The 20056-nt window shown below is 38.2% G+C and carries 12 protein-coding genes; all 12 read left to right on the forward strand.

All coding sequences use genetic code 11. The features are described 5' to 3' along the window. Positions 1-410 precede the first annotated feature (410 nt). The 12 genes from DSM02_RS09225 to DSM02_RS09280 all read left to right on the forward strand — a co-directional run bounded on the left by DSM02_RS09225 (position 411) and on the right by DSM02_RS09280 (position 19925). Positions 411-980, forward strand: a complete 570-nt coding sequence (locus DSM02_RS09225) for an RNA polymerase sigma factor (RefSeq protein WP_128765350.1) — start codon at positions 411-413, stop codon at positions 978-980. A 175-nt stretch (positions 981-1155) separates the two neighbouring features. Continuing rightward, positions 1156-2292 (forward strand): FecR family protein, encoded by a 1137-nt coding sequence (locus tag DSM02_RS09230; RefSeq protein WP_128765351.1) that lies wholly within the window; start codon positions 1156-1158, stop codon positions 2290-2292. A 160-nt stretch (positions 2293-2452) separates the two neighbouring features. Further along, complete coding sequence (locus DSM02_RS09235) at positions 2453-5794, forward strand: SusC/RagA family TonB-linked outer membrane protein (RefSeq protein ID WP_164918276.1); 3342 nt, start codon at positions 2453-2455, stop codon at positions 5792-5794. A gap of 2 nt (positions 5795-5796) precedes the next feature. Then, a complete protein-coding gene (locus DSM02_RS09240) occupies positions 5797-7275 on the forward strand; it encodes a RagB/SusD family nutrient uptake outer membrane protein (RefSeq protein WP_128765353.1) in 1479 nt (492 codons plus the stop codon). Positions 7276-7310: 35 nt separating this feature from the next. After that, entirely contained in the window at positions 7311-8045 is a 735-nt protein-coding gene (locus tag DSM02_RS09245; RefSeq protein WP_164918277.1) for a DUF4843 domain-containing protein, read from the forward strand. A 39-nt stretch (positions 8046-8084) separates the two neighbouring features. Then, positions 8085-9554, forward strand: a complete 1470-nt coding sequence (locus tag DSM02_RS09250) for a PKD-like family lipoprotein (protein ID WP_128765355.1) — start codon at positions 8085-8087, stop codon at positions 9552-9554. A 208-nt stretch (positions 9555-9762) separates the two neighbouring features. Further along, on the forward strand, positions 9763-10920 hold the full coding sequence (locus DSM02_RS09255) for a TlpA disulfide reductase family protein (protein WP_128765356.1): 1158 nt from the start codon (positions 9763-9765) through the stop codon (positions 10918-10920). A gap of 279 nt (positions 10921-11199) precedes the next feature. Then, positions 11200-12630 (forward strand): redoxin domain-containing protein, encoded by a 1431-nt coding sequence (locus DSM02_RS09260; protein WP_128765357.1) that lies wholly within the window; start codon positions 11200-11202, stop codon positions 12628-12630. A 94-nt stretch (positions 12631-12724) separates the two neighbouring features. Then, a complete protein-coding gene (locus DSM02_RS09265) occupies positions 12725-13171 on the forward strand; it encodes a protein-disulfide reductase DsbD domain-containing protein (RefSeq protein ID WP_128765358.1) in 447 nt (148 codons plus the stop codon). Positions 13172-13182: 11 nt separating this feature from the next. After that, complete coding sequence (locus tag DSM02_RS09270; RefSeq protein ID WP_128765359.1) at positions 13183-15132, forward strand: protein-disulfide reductase DsbD family protein; 1950 nt, start codon at positions 13183-13185, stop codon at positions 15130-15132. Between the two features lie 313 nt (positions 15133-15445). Then, complete coding sequence (locus DSM02_RS09275) at positions 15446-18241, forward strand: M16 family metallopeptidase (RefSeq protein ID WP_128765360.1); 2796 nt, start codon at positions 15446-15448, stop codon at positions 18239-18241. 202 nt (positions 18242-18443) lie between these two features. Then, positions 18444-19925, forward strand: a complete 1482-nt coding sequence (locus tag DSM02_RS09280) for an aminotransferase class V-fold PLP-dependent enzyme (RefSeq protein WP_128765361.1) — start codon at positions 18444-18446, stop codon at positions 19923-19925. Positions 19926-20056 lie beyond the last annotated feature (131 nt).

Consider the following 20056-nt stretch of genomic DNA (forward strand, 5'->3'; position numbering starts at 1 on the left):
AATTCTTAAGGGAAATGCCCCCTTTTCATCCTCTATAAAAAGGCTTCCTTGTAAATTTTTGAAATAAAAACCGATTTGGTTTTACTTCATCTTTTTTAATAAGGGGTATAGTTCTAAAATTGATCTTCGCTCTTTAAAGGCTATAGACAGGAAAAAACACTTGAAATTTTGAATGGAAAATTTAAGTAAAAGCACGTTAAATCTGTCATTTACCAGGAATTTACTTTAAATGTTAATTAAATAATTATAGAAATAAGCTACTTTATTTTATCTATTTCGTAGAAAAACAAAGCATAATTTAAAAAATGTCATGAATAGATTCTTTTTTATGGAGAAAATCTAGGGTGTATTAATTTTCACCAAGTTCAAATTTTTATACAAGTTAAATTTAGTATAATTTTAACGTATCAATGGGAAGTAAAATAAACAATAGAGATCAAGAATTAGTGGTCTCCCTCAAAGCAGGGAACAAGAAGGCTCTTAGTGTGCTCTATGATCACTACTGGAAACCCTTATATATTTCTTCCTATAATTTATTGCACGATAAGGAAACCTGCGAAGAAATCATTCAGGATATTTTTATTGACCTCTGGAATAAGCGGGATAAACTTCAAATTCAATCTTCTTTAAAGACTTATCTTTTTGCATGTGTTCGTTACAAAGTATTTGCAGAATTTAGGAAAAATAAAAATTTACGTTTTGAGCTTTTTGAAAATATAGAAGAGCGTCTTCAAAATACTACCCCGGAAACTGAGTTGATCCATAAAGAACTTCGAAAACAGATACGACTCGTAGTAGATAATCTTCCAGATAAATGCCGAACGGTTTATAAATTAAGCAGAAACGAACGTTTAACGCACAAGGAAATAGCTAAAAAATTGAATATTTCAACAAAAACTGTAGAAAATCACATAACCATTGCTCTTAACGCTCTTCGAGCCTCCTTAGGAATTACCTTGTTACTTCTCCTTTTTGAGTAAAATAATTTCTTTTCTTCTCGCCAGAGTCAAACGCTTTACATTGCGATTTCGATGGCTAAAAGTTCATTCTACAACGCTTTTTATGTTAAAATTAGTAAATAGTTAAGTTTTTATTAGGGGATAAGTGCATTTTAATACACTTCATATATAAAGGCACTCATTAACTGCTTTGAGTATGAACAAAGAAGATTTTCAAATTTTAATAAAGAAATACCTGAAAGGTGAAGCAGATCTTACAGAACTACAACGCCTCATTAATTATTATGAGAGTTTTCAGGAAGAGCATGAGTGGGTTGAGGAATTAGGCTCAGAGGAGACCCTAAAAACTAAAATGTTAATCTCTATCCTAGAGCGTATTGAAGATACTGGAAAGGTAAAACGTATACCCTTTTATAAGACCAATTGGTTCACCTATGGTGTTGCTGCCTCGTTGGTTTTACTGGTATTCACAACTATTTTTTACAAGGGAAATCCTGCTCTCACAACATCTATCCAGAAGAATCAAATTGAAATAGGGAGTTCTAAGGCGACATTGACTCTGGGGAGTGGAGAGGAATTTTTTTTAGCAGGGGAAAAAGACTTTCTATTCAATACTGCAAAAAGTAACGGAAAAGAACTGATTTATAAAAAGGCACCTGCCTCATCCCCTCAATTATCCTATAATACATTAACCATACCACGAGGAGGACAGTTTTATGTAGAGCTTGCAGATGGGACCAAAGTATGGCTTAATTCTGATTCTCAGCTTAAATATCCTGAGTCTTTTGCTATAGGAGAACACCGTAAAGTGGAGTTGGTATATGGGGAAGCGTTTTTTGAAGTTTCACCCAGCTCAGCACATAACGGGGCTCGCTTTAAGGTCAATACTAACAACCAGGAGGTAGAGGTATTGGGAACCGAATTTAATGTCAAAGCTTATAAAGAGGATGCTAACGTTCTTACTACTCTTATTGAAGGAACTATTCAACTAAACACAGTTCATAAGAAAGCAGAGATACTAAAACCAGGGCAGCAATCTGTATTGAACAAGGATAGTGGTAACCTCCTTATCAGTGAGGTTGATACCGACTCTGAAATCGCTTGGAGAAAAGGATTGTTCAGCTTCAATGATAAATCTTTATATGAAATAATGAAGGTATTGTCCCGGTGGTATGATGTAGATGTGAATTTTGAGGAGGAAACGTTAAAAGAGGTCACCTTTAATGGACAACTCAAAAAAAATCAAGAATTGTCAAGCATTTTAAAATTAATCAAAAACACCAATTTTATTACAGACTATGAGATAAAAAACAACACAATCATTTTAAAATAAAAAAAAGGGTAAGGTTCCACTCGCCAAAGTAATACGCCTTACCCTTATTAATCAATCATTAACAGTTAATGAAATTAACTTATTAACGACTTTCAAATTTATGGAAATAAACTTTACTAATGCCCTGCTTATTTTTAAAAGAGGGGTTATCCCTGTCCTTATGAAAGCTTTCATTTTCTTCTTTTGTATCACTGTTTCTGCTTTTACTCCCAACTCTGCTCTTTCTCAAGATGCTCAGATTATAATTGATGAAGACAAAATAGTATCAGTAGATGAAGTTTTTAAATTAATTATGAATCAAACCGATATTGTATTCCTATATCAATCTGATATGTTTAAGGATTACCCTCCCGTCAAAATTCATAAGGGAAAAACAAAAGTGTCTAAACTTTTGAAAACATCTATTCCAAAAAATAATTTCGAGTTTTCATTATCCGAAGGAAATACCATTATTATAAGGACTGTTATTAAGGGTGCTCCCACAAATCAAAACCTGATAGATGTAACTGGAAAAGTTACAGATCAGGACGGCGTGCCTTTACCCGGTACCAACATAACTGTTCAAGGTAACTCTAAAGGAACCATGACTGATTTGGAGGGTGTTTATGCTTTAAAAGTGGAAACTAATGCAACCTTAAAATTCTCGTTTTTTGGATTTAAAGATCAAGAAATTGCAGTAGACGGTAGGAAAGTACTAAATGTCGTTCTTCAGCCTAGTGTTGAAAGCCTTGAAGAGGTCGTCATAACGGGCTTGTTTGAACGTTCTGAAAAGACGTATACAGGTTCAGCCGTATCTATTTCTCAGGAACAATTGCAGGGTGTAAGCAATGACAACCTGCTGGCTGCTATTCAAGTACTCGAGCCTTCTTTCCAACTTACAGAAAATATCAACCTGGGCTCTGACCCCAATGTTACTCCTAGTGTGGTCATAAGAGGCGGTAATAGCCTTCCTGATCTAGCAAATTCAAACAATGGAGATGTTTTTAATTATAACAATGATCCAAATGTTCCTCTTTTCATTTTAAATGGGTTTGAGGTGAACTTGCAACGGATCAATGACATTAATATGAACCGTATAAAAAGTGTTACCATCCTTAAAGATGCTGCTGCAACTGCTCTTTATGGTTCACGGGCAGCTAATGGTATTGTGGTTATTGAGACTATCACTCCAAAAGGGGGAACTTTTAGGGTGAGTTATACTGGGGGTGCTACTTGGGAAAATCCTGATCTTAGTAGTTATGATCTGCTAAATGCAGAACAGAAGCTCGAAATAGAACAAGCGGCGGGAATCTACCGTTCAAACTTTCCTTTTTTCAGGGAAGAGAATGACTTTTTATATAATCAACGCTTAGGCTCTGCCAGAAGTGGAGTGGATACCGATTGGCTAAAAATACCAGTACGTAATGGTATAGGTACCCAGCAGAATGTTTATATAGATGGGGGCTCTTCAGATAACGTGCTTTATGGTCTGGGTTTAAATTATCAGCAGAACAGTGGTGCGATGAAAGGCTCCAGTCGGGAAAACCTTTCAGTTAACAGTTATCTCTCTTATCGGGTTAAAGATGTGCGCTTTCGTAACGAACTGGTTTTTATTTTCAATAAGGCTGTCAACTCTCCCTATGGTTCTTTTCGCAATTATGCGCTTATGAATCCATATTGGGCTCCTTACGATGAATTTGGAGAAACCAAGTTTTTTTTAGAAAACGTAAGGTCTCCCAATCGGGATGTTTTTTTGAATTCACAAATAAACCCAGTATATAATACTACCCTGAATACGGTAGATGAAAGCAAATACCGAAACTTCTCCAATAATTTCGTAGCCGAATGGAAAGCTCTTGACTGGCTACGGTTTACAGGACGGTTCTCGTATCAGGTTCAAAATGATGAGAGTGATAATTTTAAACCTGCGCAACATACCGATTTTGCAACGATACCCTTGGAGCGTTTTTACGAGCGTGGTTCATATCTTAAAGGTTATGGCAGGATGACCCGAATGGATGGTTCTGTTATAGGAAATGTAAACAAATCCTATGAAGAACACGTTTTATATGGTTCAATAGGTATGAATATTATTGAAAATAAATTTTCAGAAGAATTAATTACTGTTCAGGGATTCCCCAATTCCCGTCTTGATCAATTACTTGCCGGTAATAGGTATCCTGAAGGTCTTAGTCCTACAGGTGACGAAAGCATAAGCCGTACAGCTGGTTATTTTGCTAATGGAGGCTATGCTTACGATAATAGGTATTTTGCGGATGCTTCTTACAGGTATGACGGTTCATCCCAATTCGGGAGTAATAAACGATTTGCTCCATTTTGGTCTTTAGGTGCAGGATGGAATGTGCACGAAGAATCCTTTATGGAGGATATGAATTCAGTAAACCGTTTGAAGCTGCGTTATTCTTATGGGTATACAGGCTCACAAAACTTTCCCAGTTATATGGGGATTACTACAAGTAAATATTATACAGACAGAGACTATAGATATAATATAGGTACTTACCTGTTGGGATATGGAAATGACAATTTACAATGGCAGCGTACCATCAAGAGCAATTTTGGTATGGATCTGGAATTCTTCAATAGAAAACTAAGTCTTACTTTAGATTATTTCTCTGAGAAAACACAAGGTAGTGTAATTAGTGTGACTTCAGCCCCATCTACAGGTTTTACTACATATAGTGAGAATATTGGGGACGTTGTCAATAAAGGATGGGAGTTCAAAACCAGATATACTCTTTTAGATGATCCCAATTCCCGAAACCAGATATCCCTATTTTTAAATGCGTTCCATGTTAATGGTACTATAGAGAAAATTTCTAATGCATTAGAAGAAGCCAACGAGGCTAATGCAAACGCATTATCAACAAACCCATTGCCCAGATATGTAGAAGGAAGGTCTACTACAGCCATCTGGGCCGTGCCTTCTGTAGGTATTGACCCTTCAACGGGTAGAGAAGCCTTTCTCACCCGTGATGGTATGTACACTACTGTATATGATCCTGCAAATCAAATCGTGGCCGGTGATAGCCGTGCAGATATTGAAGGTTCCTTTGGTACCAGTATGGAATATAAAGGGATTGGACTTAATCTCTATTTTGGTTACAGACTAGGTGGACAAACTTACAATCAAACCTTAGTGGAACGCGTTGAAGGAGCAGATCTTAACTTTAATGTAGATCAGCGGGTATTCAATGACCGCTGGCGACAACCTGGTGATCAGACCTTTTTTAAGGGAGTGATAGACCCCGAAGGCTTTACAATTAATTCTACTACTTATGCCAGTACCCGGTTTGTGCAAGATTACAATTGGTTAAATCTCAATAACGCTGCATTTTATTACAGGTTTTCAGAAAAACTGAACAAAACACTTGGGATACAGAATACTAAAATCACCTTGTATACCAGTGACGTTTTCTTCCTTTCTTCTGTAAAAAGGGAGCGTGGTCTTGATTACCCATACAGCCGCTCCTTTACACTTCAACTTCAAACCTCATTCTAATTATGAAAAAAACAATAAGTATGTTTAGATCATTCCGTATAGTACAGCTCAGAGTCGCGACCCTAATTATAGCAATTTTTCTTTTGACTTCTTGTGAAGATTATTTAGATGTGAACCCGGCTTCTGAGGTTAAAGAAGATGAATTATTTGAAGATGAGCAAGGGTATAAAGATGCGCTTTATGGAGTTTATCAAATGATTTCAGATAAAACACTTTATGGAGATAACCTTACGATGGGTTTCGTTGATGTTTTGGCTCAACAATACAATACCAGATCTTCTAGTCATATGTTTTATGACGCTGGTCTTTATAGGTATGAAGACAGTGAGGTGGAGGCAAGGATTTTCGATATATGGAGTTCTATGTACACCGCTATTGCCCAGATCAATTTTATTTTAGAGAATATAGATGCAAACCGGAACGTTTTTTCTTCTGATCAACTCTATAGTACAGTAAAAGGCGAGGCCTTGAGCTTACGTGCCTTTTTACATTTTGATCTGGTGCGCTTATTTGGTAGTGCTCCCATAACTTCAAGCGGTGCTGCCGCAATACCCTATAGAGATGAGTTTTCGGTTAAAAATGAAGACAGATTAAGTGTCAAGGAAATTCTTAAAAAATGTGAGGCCGATTTTAAGGAAGCAGAAGCCCTTCTTGCACCTTACCCCGAAATGGATGAAATCCGTAATCCGAAAGGGAGTTTAGGAGGGACTGACAATTTTTTAGCCTTTAGACAAAATCGTATGAATCTTTGGGCAGTTAAGGGGTTACTTGCCCGACTCTATCTCTATAAAGGAGATCAATCCCAGGCATTTTTATATGCAAATGAAGTAATAGACAGTGGATATTTCAGGTTTATGACTCAGACAGAATTAAATACGACAGGGGAATTCAATGACCGTACCTTCTCTTATGAACATGTATTTTCATTAAGTGTATACGATCTAAGAGAGACCTCAGATGAATACTTCAGATTTAGCACTGGTGAATCAGGATCAACAGACACAAAGTTGCTAGTGGAAGAAGACAAGGTTAAGAATGTTTATGAGGTTTCACAGGGGTATAGCAGTGATCCGCGTTACGATAAATTGTGGCAGTTTAGCCAATCAATTTTTGTTCATGCTAAGTTTTGGCAAGAAGATGAACTCTCCCCACTACTGAAAAACCTAGTTCCCGTTGTAAGGCTGAGTGAAATGTATTATATCGCCGCAGAAAGTACCCAGAACCCAGGAACTGCTGTGAAATATATCAATGAGGTAAGGCAGGCCAGATTTATCCCTGCGCTTCCAGATGATCTCAGCGCAGAAGTTCTGCAAAACGAGATTTTTAAAGAATACCGAAAAGAATTCTACAGTGAAGGACAGCTTTTCTATTACTATAAACGTACCGATGCAGAAAATATAATTGATTCACAAATTTCTCCCGTAACCGACGAAGAATACGTATTACCTATTCCCTTACGGGAAGTCGAGTTTGGAGGTTAATGTACCAATCAATTATCAACTTTAAAAACTTAAAAATGAACAGGAAAATATATTCTTTTGTCCTAGCCGTTCTGACCTTCGGAGGACTGTTAACAATCTCTTGCTCCGAAAGTGAAGAGCTGATGTTTGATCTTGAAAAGCCGGGCGTATACTTTTACAAACTGGCCGGTAATGAATATCTGGATAGCCTCAATTATTCTTTTGTTGTATATCCAGAATCAGTTGTTAATGATACTTTGGAAGAGGAACTGAGGGTTCGAGTAATGGGTACTGCGGCTGATTTTGACCGGGAGATTAACCTTGTGGTCGAAGATTCCTCAACGGCTGTAAAAGGTACGCATTTTGATTTGCCGAATTCCATTGTAATGCCTGCCGATGCCTACGAGGTCTATATCCCTTTATATCTGTACAGGACAGAAGATCTCAAGGAGAGTGAAAAGAAAATTTACTTCACACTAAAGAGCTCCGAATATTTTAATGTAGGGTACAATGATAATCTGCAGCATATCGTAACGGTAACAGATCAATTGACCCGTCCTTCAGACTGGGCAGGTGGTCTTACCGATGCCTTTTACGGGGCGTATTCAAAAAGAAAACACGAATTTATGGTGCAGACGTTGGGGACCGTATCCATCACCATGGGGACAGGATCATCCATTTCTGAAATGATGTCGTTTCAGCAAAAGATGCTTGTTGCTCTTTCGGAATATGAAGCAGAAAACGGACCAATGTTAGATGAAAACGGAAATCGAGTTTCGTTTCCCAGCTGATTCATCACCAATTAATAATTAACAAAAAGAACTAAACATATGAAACGATTCTATGGACTTTGCCTTTTTGGGCTATTTATCTGGCTTTTTTCCAGTTGTGAAATGGAGAATGATAATATTTATGACAATCCTAATTTTAATGAGGTTCAGGTAAATGTGGAAGAGACTGAAGCTCCTTCTACAATACTTCAATTTGAGACCTTGGAAATTACTCCTTCAATTTCGCAAAGTCAACAGTCTGGCGAGAGCAATTTGTCTTATGAGTGGACGCTTCGTACCGATGAACAGTATCTCAATGCTCCCATAGATTCTGTAGTAGCCACCATATCCAAAGAAAGGGATTTGCAATATGACATCAACCTTATTACTGGGGATTGGAAATTCGTTTTACGGGTAACTGACGAAAATACGGGAGTAACTGCTACAGGTCAATTTTTTATCACGGTACAAAATCAGTTTAGTGAGGGCTGGTTACTTTTGGAAGAGAAGAACGAGATGGGTGATCTGTCTATAATCCTTCCGAATGGTAATATATTCCGTGATATTTATTCAAGCATCAATCCCGATGCTCCTTTAGACACCCCATTGCGCCAGCTGGTAGTGACCAATTTTTCTTACGGGGTAGATGAAATAGTGATTCTTTCAGAGTCCGGCGGGGTAAGATTAGACTATAATGAACTTCTCAAAATCTTTGATTTACAGGATCTTTTCTGGGAGGCACCCGTCCCATTTAATCCTGAGTATCACGTATGGCACGACGCTATTAATGGGTGGATTATTAACAATGGTAAAGTACATCTTCAGGTGCGTGGAGGGTTTCCAGGGGATAAAAAGTATGGTGCTGCCATGGCATTTCCTACAGTAGGGGATGCTTATCATGCAGCTCCCTTTGTGGCACAGGGATCAGATCCATATTCAGGACCATATCCAGCTATAATTTATGATGAACAAGGACAATATTTTGTTTATCTGTCCACGGCTTTGTCTCCAACCTTGAAAAATTTTCCCCCAGCCCCTGATGGTGCTGCGTTCGATATGAACAATGTAGGTCTTGATATGGTCTATATGGAAACAGGGAATACAGATTATCTTATAAATGCTATAATGAAGGATGATAGCGATGAATACTTTATGCTTCAGATTCAAGGGGATCAAGCAGAGCCTGCAAGAAGTTACCGGGTTATGAATGAGGCTCCAGAAATCGCAAATCATAATGCCTTTGAAACTTCCAAGACACTAGATCGCTTTTATTATAGTGCCGGGAATACGATTTACCTTTATGATATTCCATCAGGTCTCATAATAGGAAACCCTTTCTTGCTGCCTGAGGGAGAAAGCATAACTGCAATGGAAATAAGTTACTTAGATCCAACGGTAATGGTAGTAACCACTTGGGACAATAGTGAAGGTAGAGTCTACAAACTTGCATTGTCTGGTACGGGTGAAATGTCTCTTTCAAGTGAATATGAAGGTTTTGGAAGGATAATCGATTTGGCATTTAAAGACTAAAGAAGTTAATTGAAGCCAAAAAATTGTTTAGAGGATACAAATCATCGCTCAAGAGATGTGTCACGGAAAGGATTTTGATTCGAAGCACTTCTCTCTAACTTCAATAGGGAAAGACGACCAAATCAGTTCCAAATCTACTTGAGCCACTAGAAAACTTAAAAACAAGTGCATTTAAGCACTAATTAAAAAGAACAATTCTACATTTATTATGAGACATACTCTTAAATCTTTAATGTGCTTAGCTGTACTGACAGCCGTACAATGCAAAAAATCAGGATCAGAAGAAAAACCTGAAGCCACTGAGCAATTCCAAATATCGGGAACCATTAAGGATCAATCTTCTGGTATGGTCTACTTGAAAGAGCTTAATGCTCCCGAAGGGACAGACCCAAAGATGGATTCTGTAAAACTGCAAGAAGGCCATTTTTCCTTTACTGGTGAAGTGGATGCTGCTAAGTGGTACACCCTAAAAACAGCAGATACATTAGAGCGGCCGCTATATTTTATTTTGTCCAATGAAGACATTACGATAATGGCTGTAAAAGATTCTTTATATAAAGGAAAAATAACAGGGGCAACAGTAAATGCTGAATATCAGGACTATTACGATAATTATTTTAATCAGGTTCGTCTCAAAGCTCGACCAGTTTATGGTTTACTGGACTCTCTCAACCAAGGTGGAAAACGTGAACTGTCTAAAGATGAGCGTACAATGATAGATAAACAATTTGAGGATCTTGGTATGCTCAGCGATAGCTTGAGTAAATTGTATGTTTCCAAAAACAACACCAGCCTTGCTGCTCCACTTATTATTAAAGAGCGCTATATTCAATATCCAGATCCGGAAAAGGCTCAGGAGTTGTATGACCTGCTTCACCCTTCAGTCAAGGATTCCTATTATGGAGTTGAACTTGCAGAAGCCTTAGAAGGTTATAAAGCCGTAGCTATAGGCAGTATCGCTCCAGCTATTAAAAATCAGGTTGACCTGGAAGGAAAAAAAATAGGTCTTGAAGATTATAAAGGCAAATATGTGTTAGTAGATTTTTGGGCGAGCTGGTGCGGACCCTGTCGCAAGGAAAATCCTAATGTTTTAAAAGCCTATAATACCTATCACGACAAAGGCCTTGAGATTTTAGCAATTTCCTTAGATGATAAGCGGGATCTTTGGGAAAAGGCCATTGATAAAGACGGTCTTCCCTGGGAACATGTTTCAGATTTAAAAGGCTTCAAAAATCAAGCTGCTGAGGATTACTCTGTTTCTGCTATACCCCAGAATTTTTTAATTGATCCAGATGGGGTGATCGTGGCTACAAATTTACGGGAAGAAGGACTGCATCAAAAATTAGCGGAAATCTTTGATAAGTAGTTTGGCAAAATCATTCTAATTCTTATTTCGAGCATTACTCTTTAAGAGTTCAAATGCTCAGGATTTTTTTTGGAAGAATAGATTTTCAAGTTTAAAAAAGGTCATTCCTGCAGATATCTTAGAACTCAATTTTTATATGACCGTAGGGGATCAAAACCCTGGATATTAATTATTCCAAATACTTATTGTGGGGTTTGAATATTAAACCTCACAATACCTTATTGAGCCAGGTTCTAACATCTGCTTGAATCGACTATTCCAAGTAAAAAAATTTATACTATGAAAAAAATTATAAGATATACTGTTTTAATATGCCTTCTGCTACTGTATTGCTATAAAGGACTTGCCCAAAATTATGGTGGCAATCCACGCCTGCAGGCTTTATTAAATACAAAAGATTCCATTGCTGCTGAAAAGGAAATCATCAAAATGTTAAAAAGTAACGACGAAGAAGGCTACTTACTGGCTGTTCAATATTATGATCGAAAAAATCAAAAGGCTAAAGCAGAAGCTCTGGTAGAAGAAGCTATTACTAAATATCCTAAAGGAAGGTTTTCATTCGTTCGTGCTGGGAATACTCTGGTTGGTGACAAAAATCCTAAAGCTAAGGAAGTGCTTTTGGTAAAAATGATAAAGCGGTTTCCCAATAAAAAGAGTGATATGGGGATGTATTATTATGACGTCGTTGCCTCCTATGCACAAGCAGGAAATCTTGAAAAATCTAAAAAATGGTATGCTGATTTTCAGAGTGATGATATGTATCGCTATTTAGCTACAGGCTATGTGGCAGAAGTAATGAAAAAAAATGGTGAAGATTCAGAAGAGTTTTTGAAGAATGAAATCGCCGAAGCTACAGACCGAATTAGGCGTGCAGAACAAATAAAAAGCACAGTTGTTGATTTACAATTGAAACGTGCGTGGAATAAGCGGGAAGCCGGAGACAATTCTGCTGCTTTAGAGATCATTCAGAGGGCTTACGATTTAAACGAAAGAAGAAGTGACAATTTATTGAACAGTTACGCCATAATACAGGCAGACAACGGTAATTATGATAAGGCACTACCAATTTTAACCAGCACAGTAAAAAAAGGCCAGTCTGATGATCTGGTAATGGAGTATCTCAAAAAGTCCTATGAGAAGGTGAATGAAAATGGTTATGAAGAATTTTTAGGAGCCATTCAAGCGACAATGATTGACAGTATTAAAACGCATCTCGATAAAATAGTTATAGATACTAAGGCGCCCTCCTATAAGGTGACAGACAGTGAAGGAAATACTGTAACATCAGAGGATTTGATGGGCAAGGTATTGGTAATAGACTTTTGGGCAACCTGGTGCGGTCCTTGCAAAAAATCTTTTCCTTCTATGAAAAAGGCTCTTAAAAAATATCGAAAAGATCCTGATGTCCAGTTTTTGTTTGTACACACCTTTGAAAGGGATGAAGCTCCTTTGGCCTCAGCACAGGAGTATTTAGACGAAAATGATTACGACTTCCCGTTGTATATGGATTATCAAAATAAGGAAACCAGGCTTAATCCAATGGCGGCAGCTTTTGAAGTTAATGCCATACCTACGAAGGTAATTATAGATCCTAACGGCCAAATACGTTTTCGCATTGCGGGATTCTCCGGTGGTGAAAATGCGGCAGTAGCTGAAGTTTCGACAATGATTGCTATGGCTAAGGAAGCTGCAGAAACAGAAACACCTTAAAATAAACCAATAAAATAATAATGGGCCATTTATAAATAGCGTATTCATTTACTCGATTCTATAAAATGCACTCATGCTTAATTAATAATTGATTATGAAATATACAATTTTATGCCTCGCCTTATTTTTCTTTGGGGTTGGACAGTCTCAAATTTTAGAACCCGTCAAGTGGTCAACCTCCGCAGAAAAAGTCTCGAATAAGGAGTATGTCTTAGTAGCAACAGCCACTATAGAGCCTCACTGGCACCTCTATTCTCAAAATGTCCCTGAAGATGGTCCTGTACCAACCGTATTTACCTTTATAAACAACGGCAGTTTTCTCAAGAAAGGGAACACCTTAGAAGATAAAGGTCTAACGGTCAATGATCCCGTTTTTGAAATGCAGATTAAATATTTTGAAAACAAGGCCACCTTTAGACAAACCGTCAGATTAAAAAATGAAACTCCTTTATCCATTAAGGGAAAGGTTGAGTTCATGGTTTGTGATGACGCAAGATGCCTGCCACCAACGGAAGTAGATTTAGTATTTACGCTAAAATAAATCAGGGCACATTGAAGAAATTGTTTTTAGTATTAGCAGTTCTGGCCGCGACCATATCGGCTCAGGCCCAATTGGTAAATCACGTAAAATGGGAGACATCGGTAGAAAAAAAATCAGAAACCGATTATGAGCTGATAACCCAAGGTACAATCGATGAAGGATGGCACCTCTACTCTCAGAATGTACCTGAGGGAGGTCCCACACCAACTACCTTTATATATGATGATAGTAATGAGAAATTCACCATCGTAGGCAATACCAAAGAAGAAAAGGGAAGAGTTATTAATGATCCTGTCTTTGACATGGATATCTCCGTTTTTAATGGGCAAGCTGAGTTTCGCCAAACAATCACTATCAAAGAATCTATTGATCGTATTGATGCTTTTTTAGAGTTTGCAGTAAGCGATACTGATCAATACCTGCCTCCGACTGAAGTGAATTTGACCTTTGAAATTGCAGATGTAGTCAATAAATCAGATACGAGTTCGCAGGTGCTGGCTGCAGAAAACACAACAAAAAAAGCGGATAATGATAGCAACTTGGGGCTTTGGTCTATATTCATTATTGCCTTTTTTTCAGGTTTTGCCGCTCTTTTAACGCCTTGCGTATTCCCCATGATACCGATGACGGTAAGTTTTTTTACCAAACAAAGTAAAACACGTATAGCGGGTATAAAAAACGCAATAATTTATGGAGTCTCCATCATTGTAATTTATGTATTGTTAGGGATTTTGGTAAGTGTTGTTTTTGGAGCAGATGCTTTAAATGCCTTATCTACTAACGTATGGTTTAATCTGGTTTTTTTCATACTGTTGATAGTTTTCGCCGCATCCTTTATGGGTGCATTTGAAATTATGTTACCCAATAAGTGGGCTAACAAAGTAGATTCTCAAGCCGATAAAGGTGGGTTTATAGGTATCTTTTTTATGGCACTAGCTCTGGCGATTGTCTCTTTTTCCTGTACAGGACCTATAGTAGGTACCCTGCTTGTACAGGCTGCCTCAGGAGGAGGTCACATAGGGCCTATTATGGGTATGTTGGGCTTTTCTCTTGCGATTGCCTTGCCGTTTGCATTATTTGCGGCCTTTCCGGGTTGGTTAAACTCGCTTCCCAAATCGGGTGGCTGGCTCAATACGGTTAAAGTAGTATTGGGATTTCTGGAGTTAGCATTTGCCTTTAAATTTTTAAGTAATGCCGATTTAGTGCTGCAATTACATCTATTGGAACGCGAGACGTTTTTGGCGATCTGGATTGCCATTTTTGGAGGTCTGGCGCTTTATCTTTTCGGAAAAATCACGTTGCCACACGATAGTCCATTGCCACATATATCGGTAGGAAGACTCGGCCTGGGGTTATTTGTTTTGGCCTTTGTAGTATATATGATTCCCGGTCTTTGGGGAGCACCCTTACAATGGATCAGTGGTTTTCCACCCCCATCGCAATATAGCGAGTCTCCCTATGGGGTAGGAAATATTAAGGGAGGTTTGAACGCAGAAATAGAATTGCCACCACACGCAGAATTAGGCCCTCTGGATATTGTAACATTTAAAGATTATGAAGACGGAATGGCCTATGCTAAAAAGATGAACAAGCCGGTGATGCTAGATTTTACAGGATATGCCTGCGTAAACTGCCGTAAGATGGAAGAGCGTATTTGGCCGGATCCTCAGATTGCACAGATATTGAAAAATGACCTCGTGCTGATTTCTCTTTATGTAGACGACAAAAAAGACCTGCCCAAAAGTGAACAGTATATTTCTGAAACCACCGGTAAGAAGATTAAGACCATAGGAAACAGATGGAGTGATTTTCAAATCAAACACTATAAAGCAAATGCTCAGCCGTATTATGTGTTGATCGATAACAAGGGAGAAAACCTCAATGAGCCTACAGCTTACGATCCGGATATCGACTCGTATTTGAGCTGGCTAAAGCAAGGAATCGAAAATTTCAGCAATTAAATTTGAGAAGCACTTTCTAGATAGAGAAACCAGCAATACAATAGCCTCAATTACTTAATCAAAAATTCTGATCTAAGGCTTAAGAAAGGTCCTTTTCAATACATTTGATGGAAAACAAAATAAATCACCGGCTTAATAAGGGTTTTGCTTTCTAGAATCGTCTTTAATAAGAAAGCTATTTATAAAACTAAAAAAAGGTCTTGCACTATTTTGATAAGAATTAGCTTTTTACAAGTTAAAATCCGAATAGAGTTCTGTAACATTCCTTGACCTAATTCTACTAATACTCTATTAATATTTAAGATCAAAAACAATGACTAAAACGGTAAATACCTTACTATTTCTTTTTATACTTCTAAGCACATCCCTGAGTGCTCAAAACGGATCCGAAACTCCCGTTAGACCTGAAAATTTGGAAAGCGGGGTTCTTGAAAACGGGATGCATTATTATGTGTTTCATAACGAAGAACCTAAAGATCGGGCCTCTTTTTATTTTGCACAAAATGTAGGTTCTGTTTTAGAAAACGATACCCAGCAAGGTCTTGCGCATTTCTTAGAACATATGGCCTTTAACGGGACGCAGAATTTCAAAGACAAAGAAATGCTGGAGTATCTGGAGAAAAACGGGATGAAATTCGGTTCTGAAATCAATGCGTTTACCAGCTTTGATGAGACGGTTTACAACATCAATCAGGTGCCGGTTACGAATGAGAAATTACTGGATTCTGTTTTATTAATCCTCCATGACTGGTCGGGTTATTTATCGTTAACCGATGCAGAAATCGATAACGAGCGTGGAGTGATTAATGAAGAATGGAGATCTCGTAATACGGCAGGTTTCCGGGCTAATTCAAAAGTTTGGCTTGATGGGTATTTAAAAGATTCAAACTATGGTCAAAGAATGCCCATAGGTTTGATGGATGTGGTCAATAATTTTGAATACGATGAACTGCGTGACTATTACAAGCGCTGGTACCGCCCAGATCAGCAAGCCGTAGTGGTTGTGGGCGATGTTGATGTAAAAGAGCTAGCGGCTAAAATCAAAAAGGTATTTTCATCCATTCCATTAAAAAAGAACTTGCCGGAGCGCCCTGTTTTTGATTTACCTATTACGGAAGATTTGGTATATATCAATTCTACAGATAAAGAACTGGGAGAACCTTCCCTTCAATATTTTGTCAAGCGGCCCCCTTTAGATTTAAGTGTAGTTGAGGACATCAAAGAAGCTATTACAGCCAGCTTTGCTTCCTATATTTTAAACAACCGGTTTTCTGAACTGGTTTTAGAAAAGAATTGCCCGGTGTTGGGAGTGAGTTTTGGAGTGCAGGAATTTGTACGCCCCCTAGAGGTACTTAGTCTGAATGCACGTCCTAAAAAAGACAGTCTACTTAGCGGACTTAAATACATTGTGACGGAGTATAACCGTTTTGCAGAATTTGGCGCAACGCCGGGCGAATTAGCCAGAGCTAAAGCAGCTTTTAAAACCAGTTTAGAGTCTTCAAAAGCAAATATAGCAAAACGCAGCAACGACAGTTATGCAGGTGAGATTTATCAGGATTTCTTTGAGAGGGAGCCGGTAACGGATTACGCCTGGAAATTGGATTATCAATTAAGTCTTTTAGAGAAGGTGAGCAATGAATCTATTCTGGATTATCTGAAACGTTTTAAAGGCGATACAGGCAGAGGGGTAAGTATGGTAGGTTCTGATACAAACACCTATCCAGATCAGCAAGCCATTGAAACAATCCTTGACGAAGTGGGAGCAAAGAAGCTCACTCCTTTTGAAGAAACCAGCTCAGATAAAAAGCTTATCAATACAGCTCTTGAAGGCAGCCCGGTAACAAAAACGGAAGCCATCGAAGGCATAGATGCTCAATTATACACCTTAGCAAACGGATTAAAACTGGCACTTTATCCTACAGATTTTGATAAAGAGCAGGTGTTTATGACGGCCTTCAGTCCGGGAGGTAGTTCGCTACTTTCGGTAGAAGAATTGCCAAATACGTTTATCGCCTCCTATCTGGTTGGTCAATCAGGCCTTGGGGAATTAAATAAAATTGAGCTTCAAAAATTGCTTGCCGGCACTGAGACTTCTCTGGGTGTTTCAATAAATGGCTATAGTGAGAACCTTAGCGGAAGCAGTAAAACTAAAGACCTGGAGACTTTATTTAAGAAAATCTTCCTTCAATTTACCGCCCCTCGTTTTGATGCGCAGGCTTTTGAAATTATAAAACAAAATCTGGCGACTAATTTAATTGCTAAAGAAAAACAGGTGACCAGTGCTTTTCAAGACTCCCTCACACTCGCATCTACCGGTTACAGCAAGCGGGCCGTTCTTTTTGATCAGAAGCTCATAGATCATGTGAGTTTAGAGGGAGCTGCTAAAGTTTATCGGGAGCGTATCTCCAATGCTAACGATTTTACTTTTGTTTTTGTAGGGGATTTCGAAGAGAGCGAATTGCTTGATCTCGCTACAAAATACTTGGGAAGTATACCGGCAACGGATAAAACAGAAGAGGTTGTCAACCATAACATGCGTCCGGCGCAAGGGACAAAACCGGTTCATTTGACCAAACAAATGGAAACTCCTCAGACAACCATCAGTGTTAGTTTTAATGGTGATATGGAGTATTCCAAGAAAAATAACCTGGAGCTTTATGTGCTTTCTCAACTCCTTGATAAACGGTATATGGAACGTATTCGTGAGGAAGAAGGTGGTTCTTACGGTGTTCGGGTAGGCGGTTCTGTAAGCTGGGAACCTACAGGAAATTATGATTTAAGCGTGAGCTTTAACTGTAACCCAGATAAAGCAGACGACTTGTTAAAGATTGTTTATTCCGAATTGAAAAAGATGGAAACCAGCATCGATGCTGAGGAGTTGGCAGAAATAAAAAGCAATTACAAGAAGGGTGTTTCAGAAAACCAACGCAACAATAGCTATTGGTTGAGCAATATCGCGAATAACCTTCAAAAAGGAATGCCTGTTTCTGATGAGGCAGATAGTATAGCTTTAATTGAAAGCATCACAGCTGCAAATCTTAAAGCAACAGCAGCGTTAATCAATTCCAATGCGGCTATTGTAGAAGGTGTATTAATGCCGGTGGAGTAAAATAATTATAACCCCATTCATTCTCGTAAAAGCAGCATTTGAATAGGTTTATTTATTTGAATTAGCCTTTAAATAAAGACTTTTAATTTATGTTGACTTTAATTTGAAGTGAGCTTGAATCATCAGATTTGGGCTCTCTTTTTTTAATCAACTCAATACAACTACATTTTTAGGATCAAAGGTTCTATTTAAAATATCACGTATGTACTTAAACGAAGAAACCTCAATCAGTTTGGAAAACTATTTTGATCAATTTCGAAAAAATACCATTGGTTTAAACCATCAGTTTGAATCTATTTATGGCATTCAGAATCAGCTCTATGCAGATTGGATTGCCAGCGGTAGGTTATACCAACCTATTGAAGATATAATTTGTGAGCAGATAGGGCCATTAATGGCCAATACACACTCGTTTTCCAGCGAAAGTGGTAAAGCAGCTACGTATGCGTATCATCAGGCGCGAACGATAATCAAACAGCACGTCAATGCAGGTGATGATGATGTCTTGATTACCACCGGCACGGGTATGACGGGAGCACTGGCTAAGCTACATCGTATTATGGGGTTAAGACCTAAAGATACTATTTCAGCTTCTGAAGAACGCCCTGTAGTTTTTATCAGTCATATGGAGCATCACTCCAATCAGGTACCGTGGATGGCGCTGGATGTGGACGTTGTTCTTTTGGAACCCAATGATCAGTTACAGATTTGTACAAAAACCTTAGAAACTCAGCTTAAAAAATATGCAGACCGAAAGCTGAAAATAGGTTCTTTCACCGCCTGCTCAAATGTAACGGGGGAGATAGCTCCTTTTTACGAACTGGCAGAATTAATGCACGCTTACGACGGACTTTGCTTTGTTGATTTTGCAGCCTCAGCTCCTTATGAAGCTATTGATATGCACCCTAAGAATCCGATGCAAAAACTGGATGCGATATTCTTTTCCCCACATAAATTTTTAGGAGGTCCTGGTACTTGTGGAGTTTTAATTTATGATAAAAAATTACATAAAAACACCATTCCTGATAATCCCGGTGGAGGTAATGTAAAATGGACAAACCCTTGGGGCGAATACGGTTATCACGCCGATTTAGAGACGCGTGAAGATGGTGGTACTCCCGGTATATTACAGGTAATCCGTACCGCCTTATGTCTAAAGCTTAAAGAGCAAATGACCCCTGAAAAGATGAAGCAACGCGAGCACGAATTGCTTGAGTTGTTTTACGATCAGGTCTCTGACTTACGGAAAGTTGAATTACTGGGTAATCGTAATGTGGATCGCATCGGGTGTATTTCATTTAATATAAGTGGTATGCATTACAATCTGGTGGTGCGCTTACTTAACGACCGTTTTGGTATTCAAACCCGTGGTGGATGGTCATGTGCAAGCAGTTATGCACATTACTTATTCAAGATTAAAGCCGAAAAATCAAAAGACTTAATAGAAGCTATTGAAAATAAACAGTTAACCGATAAGCCGGGATGGGTGCGGGTTTCCTTGCATCCAATAATGACTGATGCTGAAGTAATTTTTATTACTCAAGCAATCAAAGAGATCATCGAGAACCACAAGGAGTGGGCTTCACAATACAGCTATAATCCTGCTTCTAACGAATTTGATAGCCACAAACAAGATGATTCGAAATTAAAAGAAAGCATGAAGGCTATTTATAATTTTTCATAAAATTTCATTGATAAAATAACTCATAACCGTAATGGGTTAATGAGAATTATTTTTTTATACTAGTTAGAGCCGGTTAAATACTATCAGTATGTTCTTTTAAGTATAATCAATGATTCGGTGAAGAGATTAAC

This window comes from Leeuwenhoekiella polynyae (assembly GCF_004104075.1).
Lineage (GTDB): Bacteria > Bacteroidota > Bacteroidia > Flavobacteriales > Flavobacteriaceae > Leeuwenhoekiella > Leeuwenhoekiella polynyae.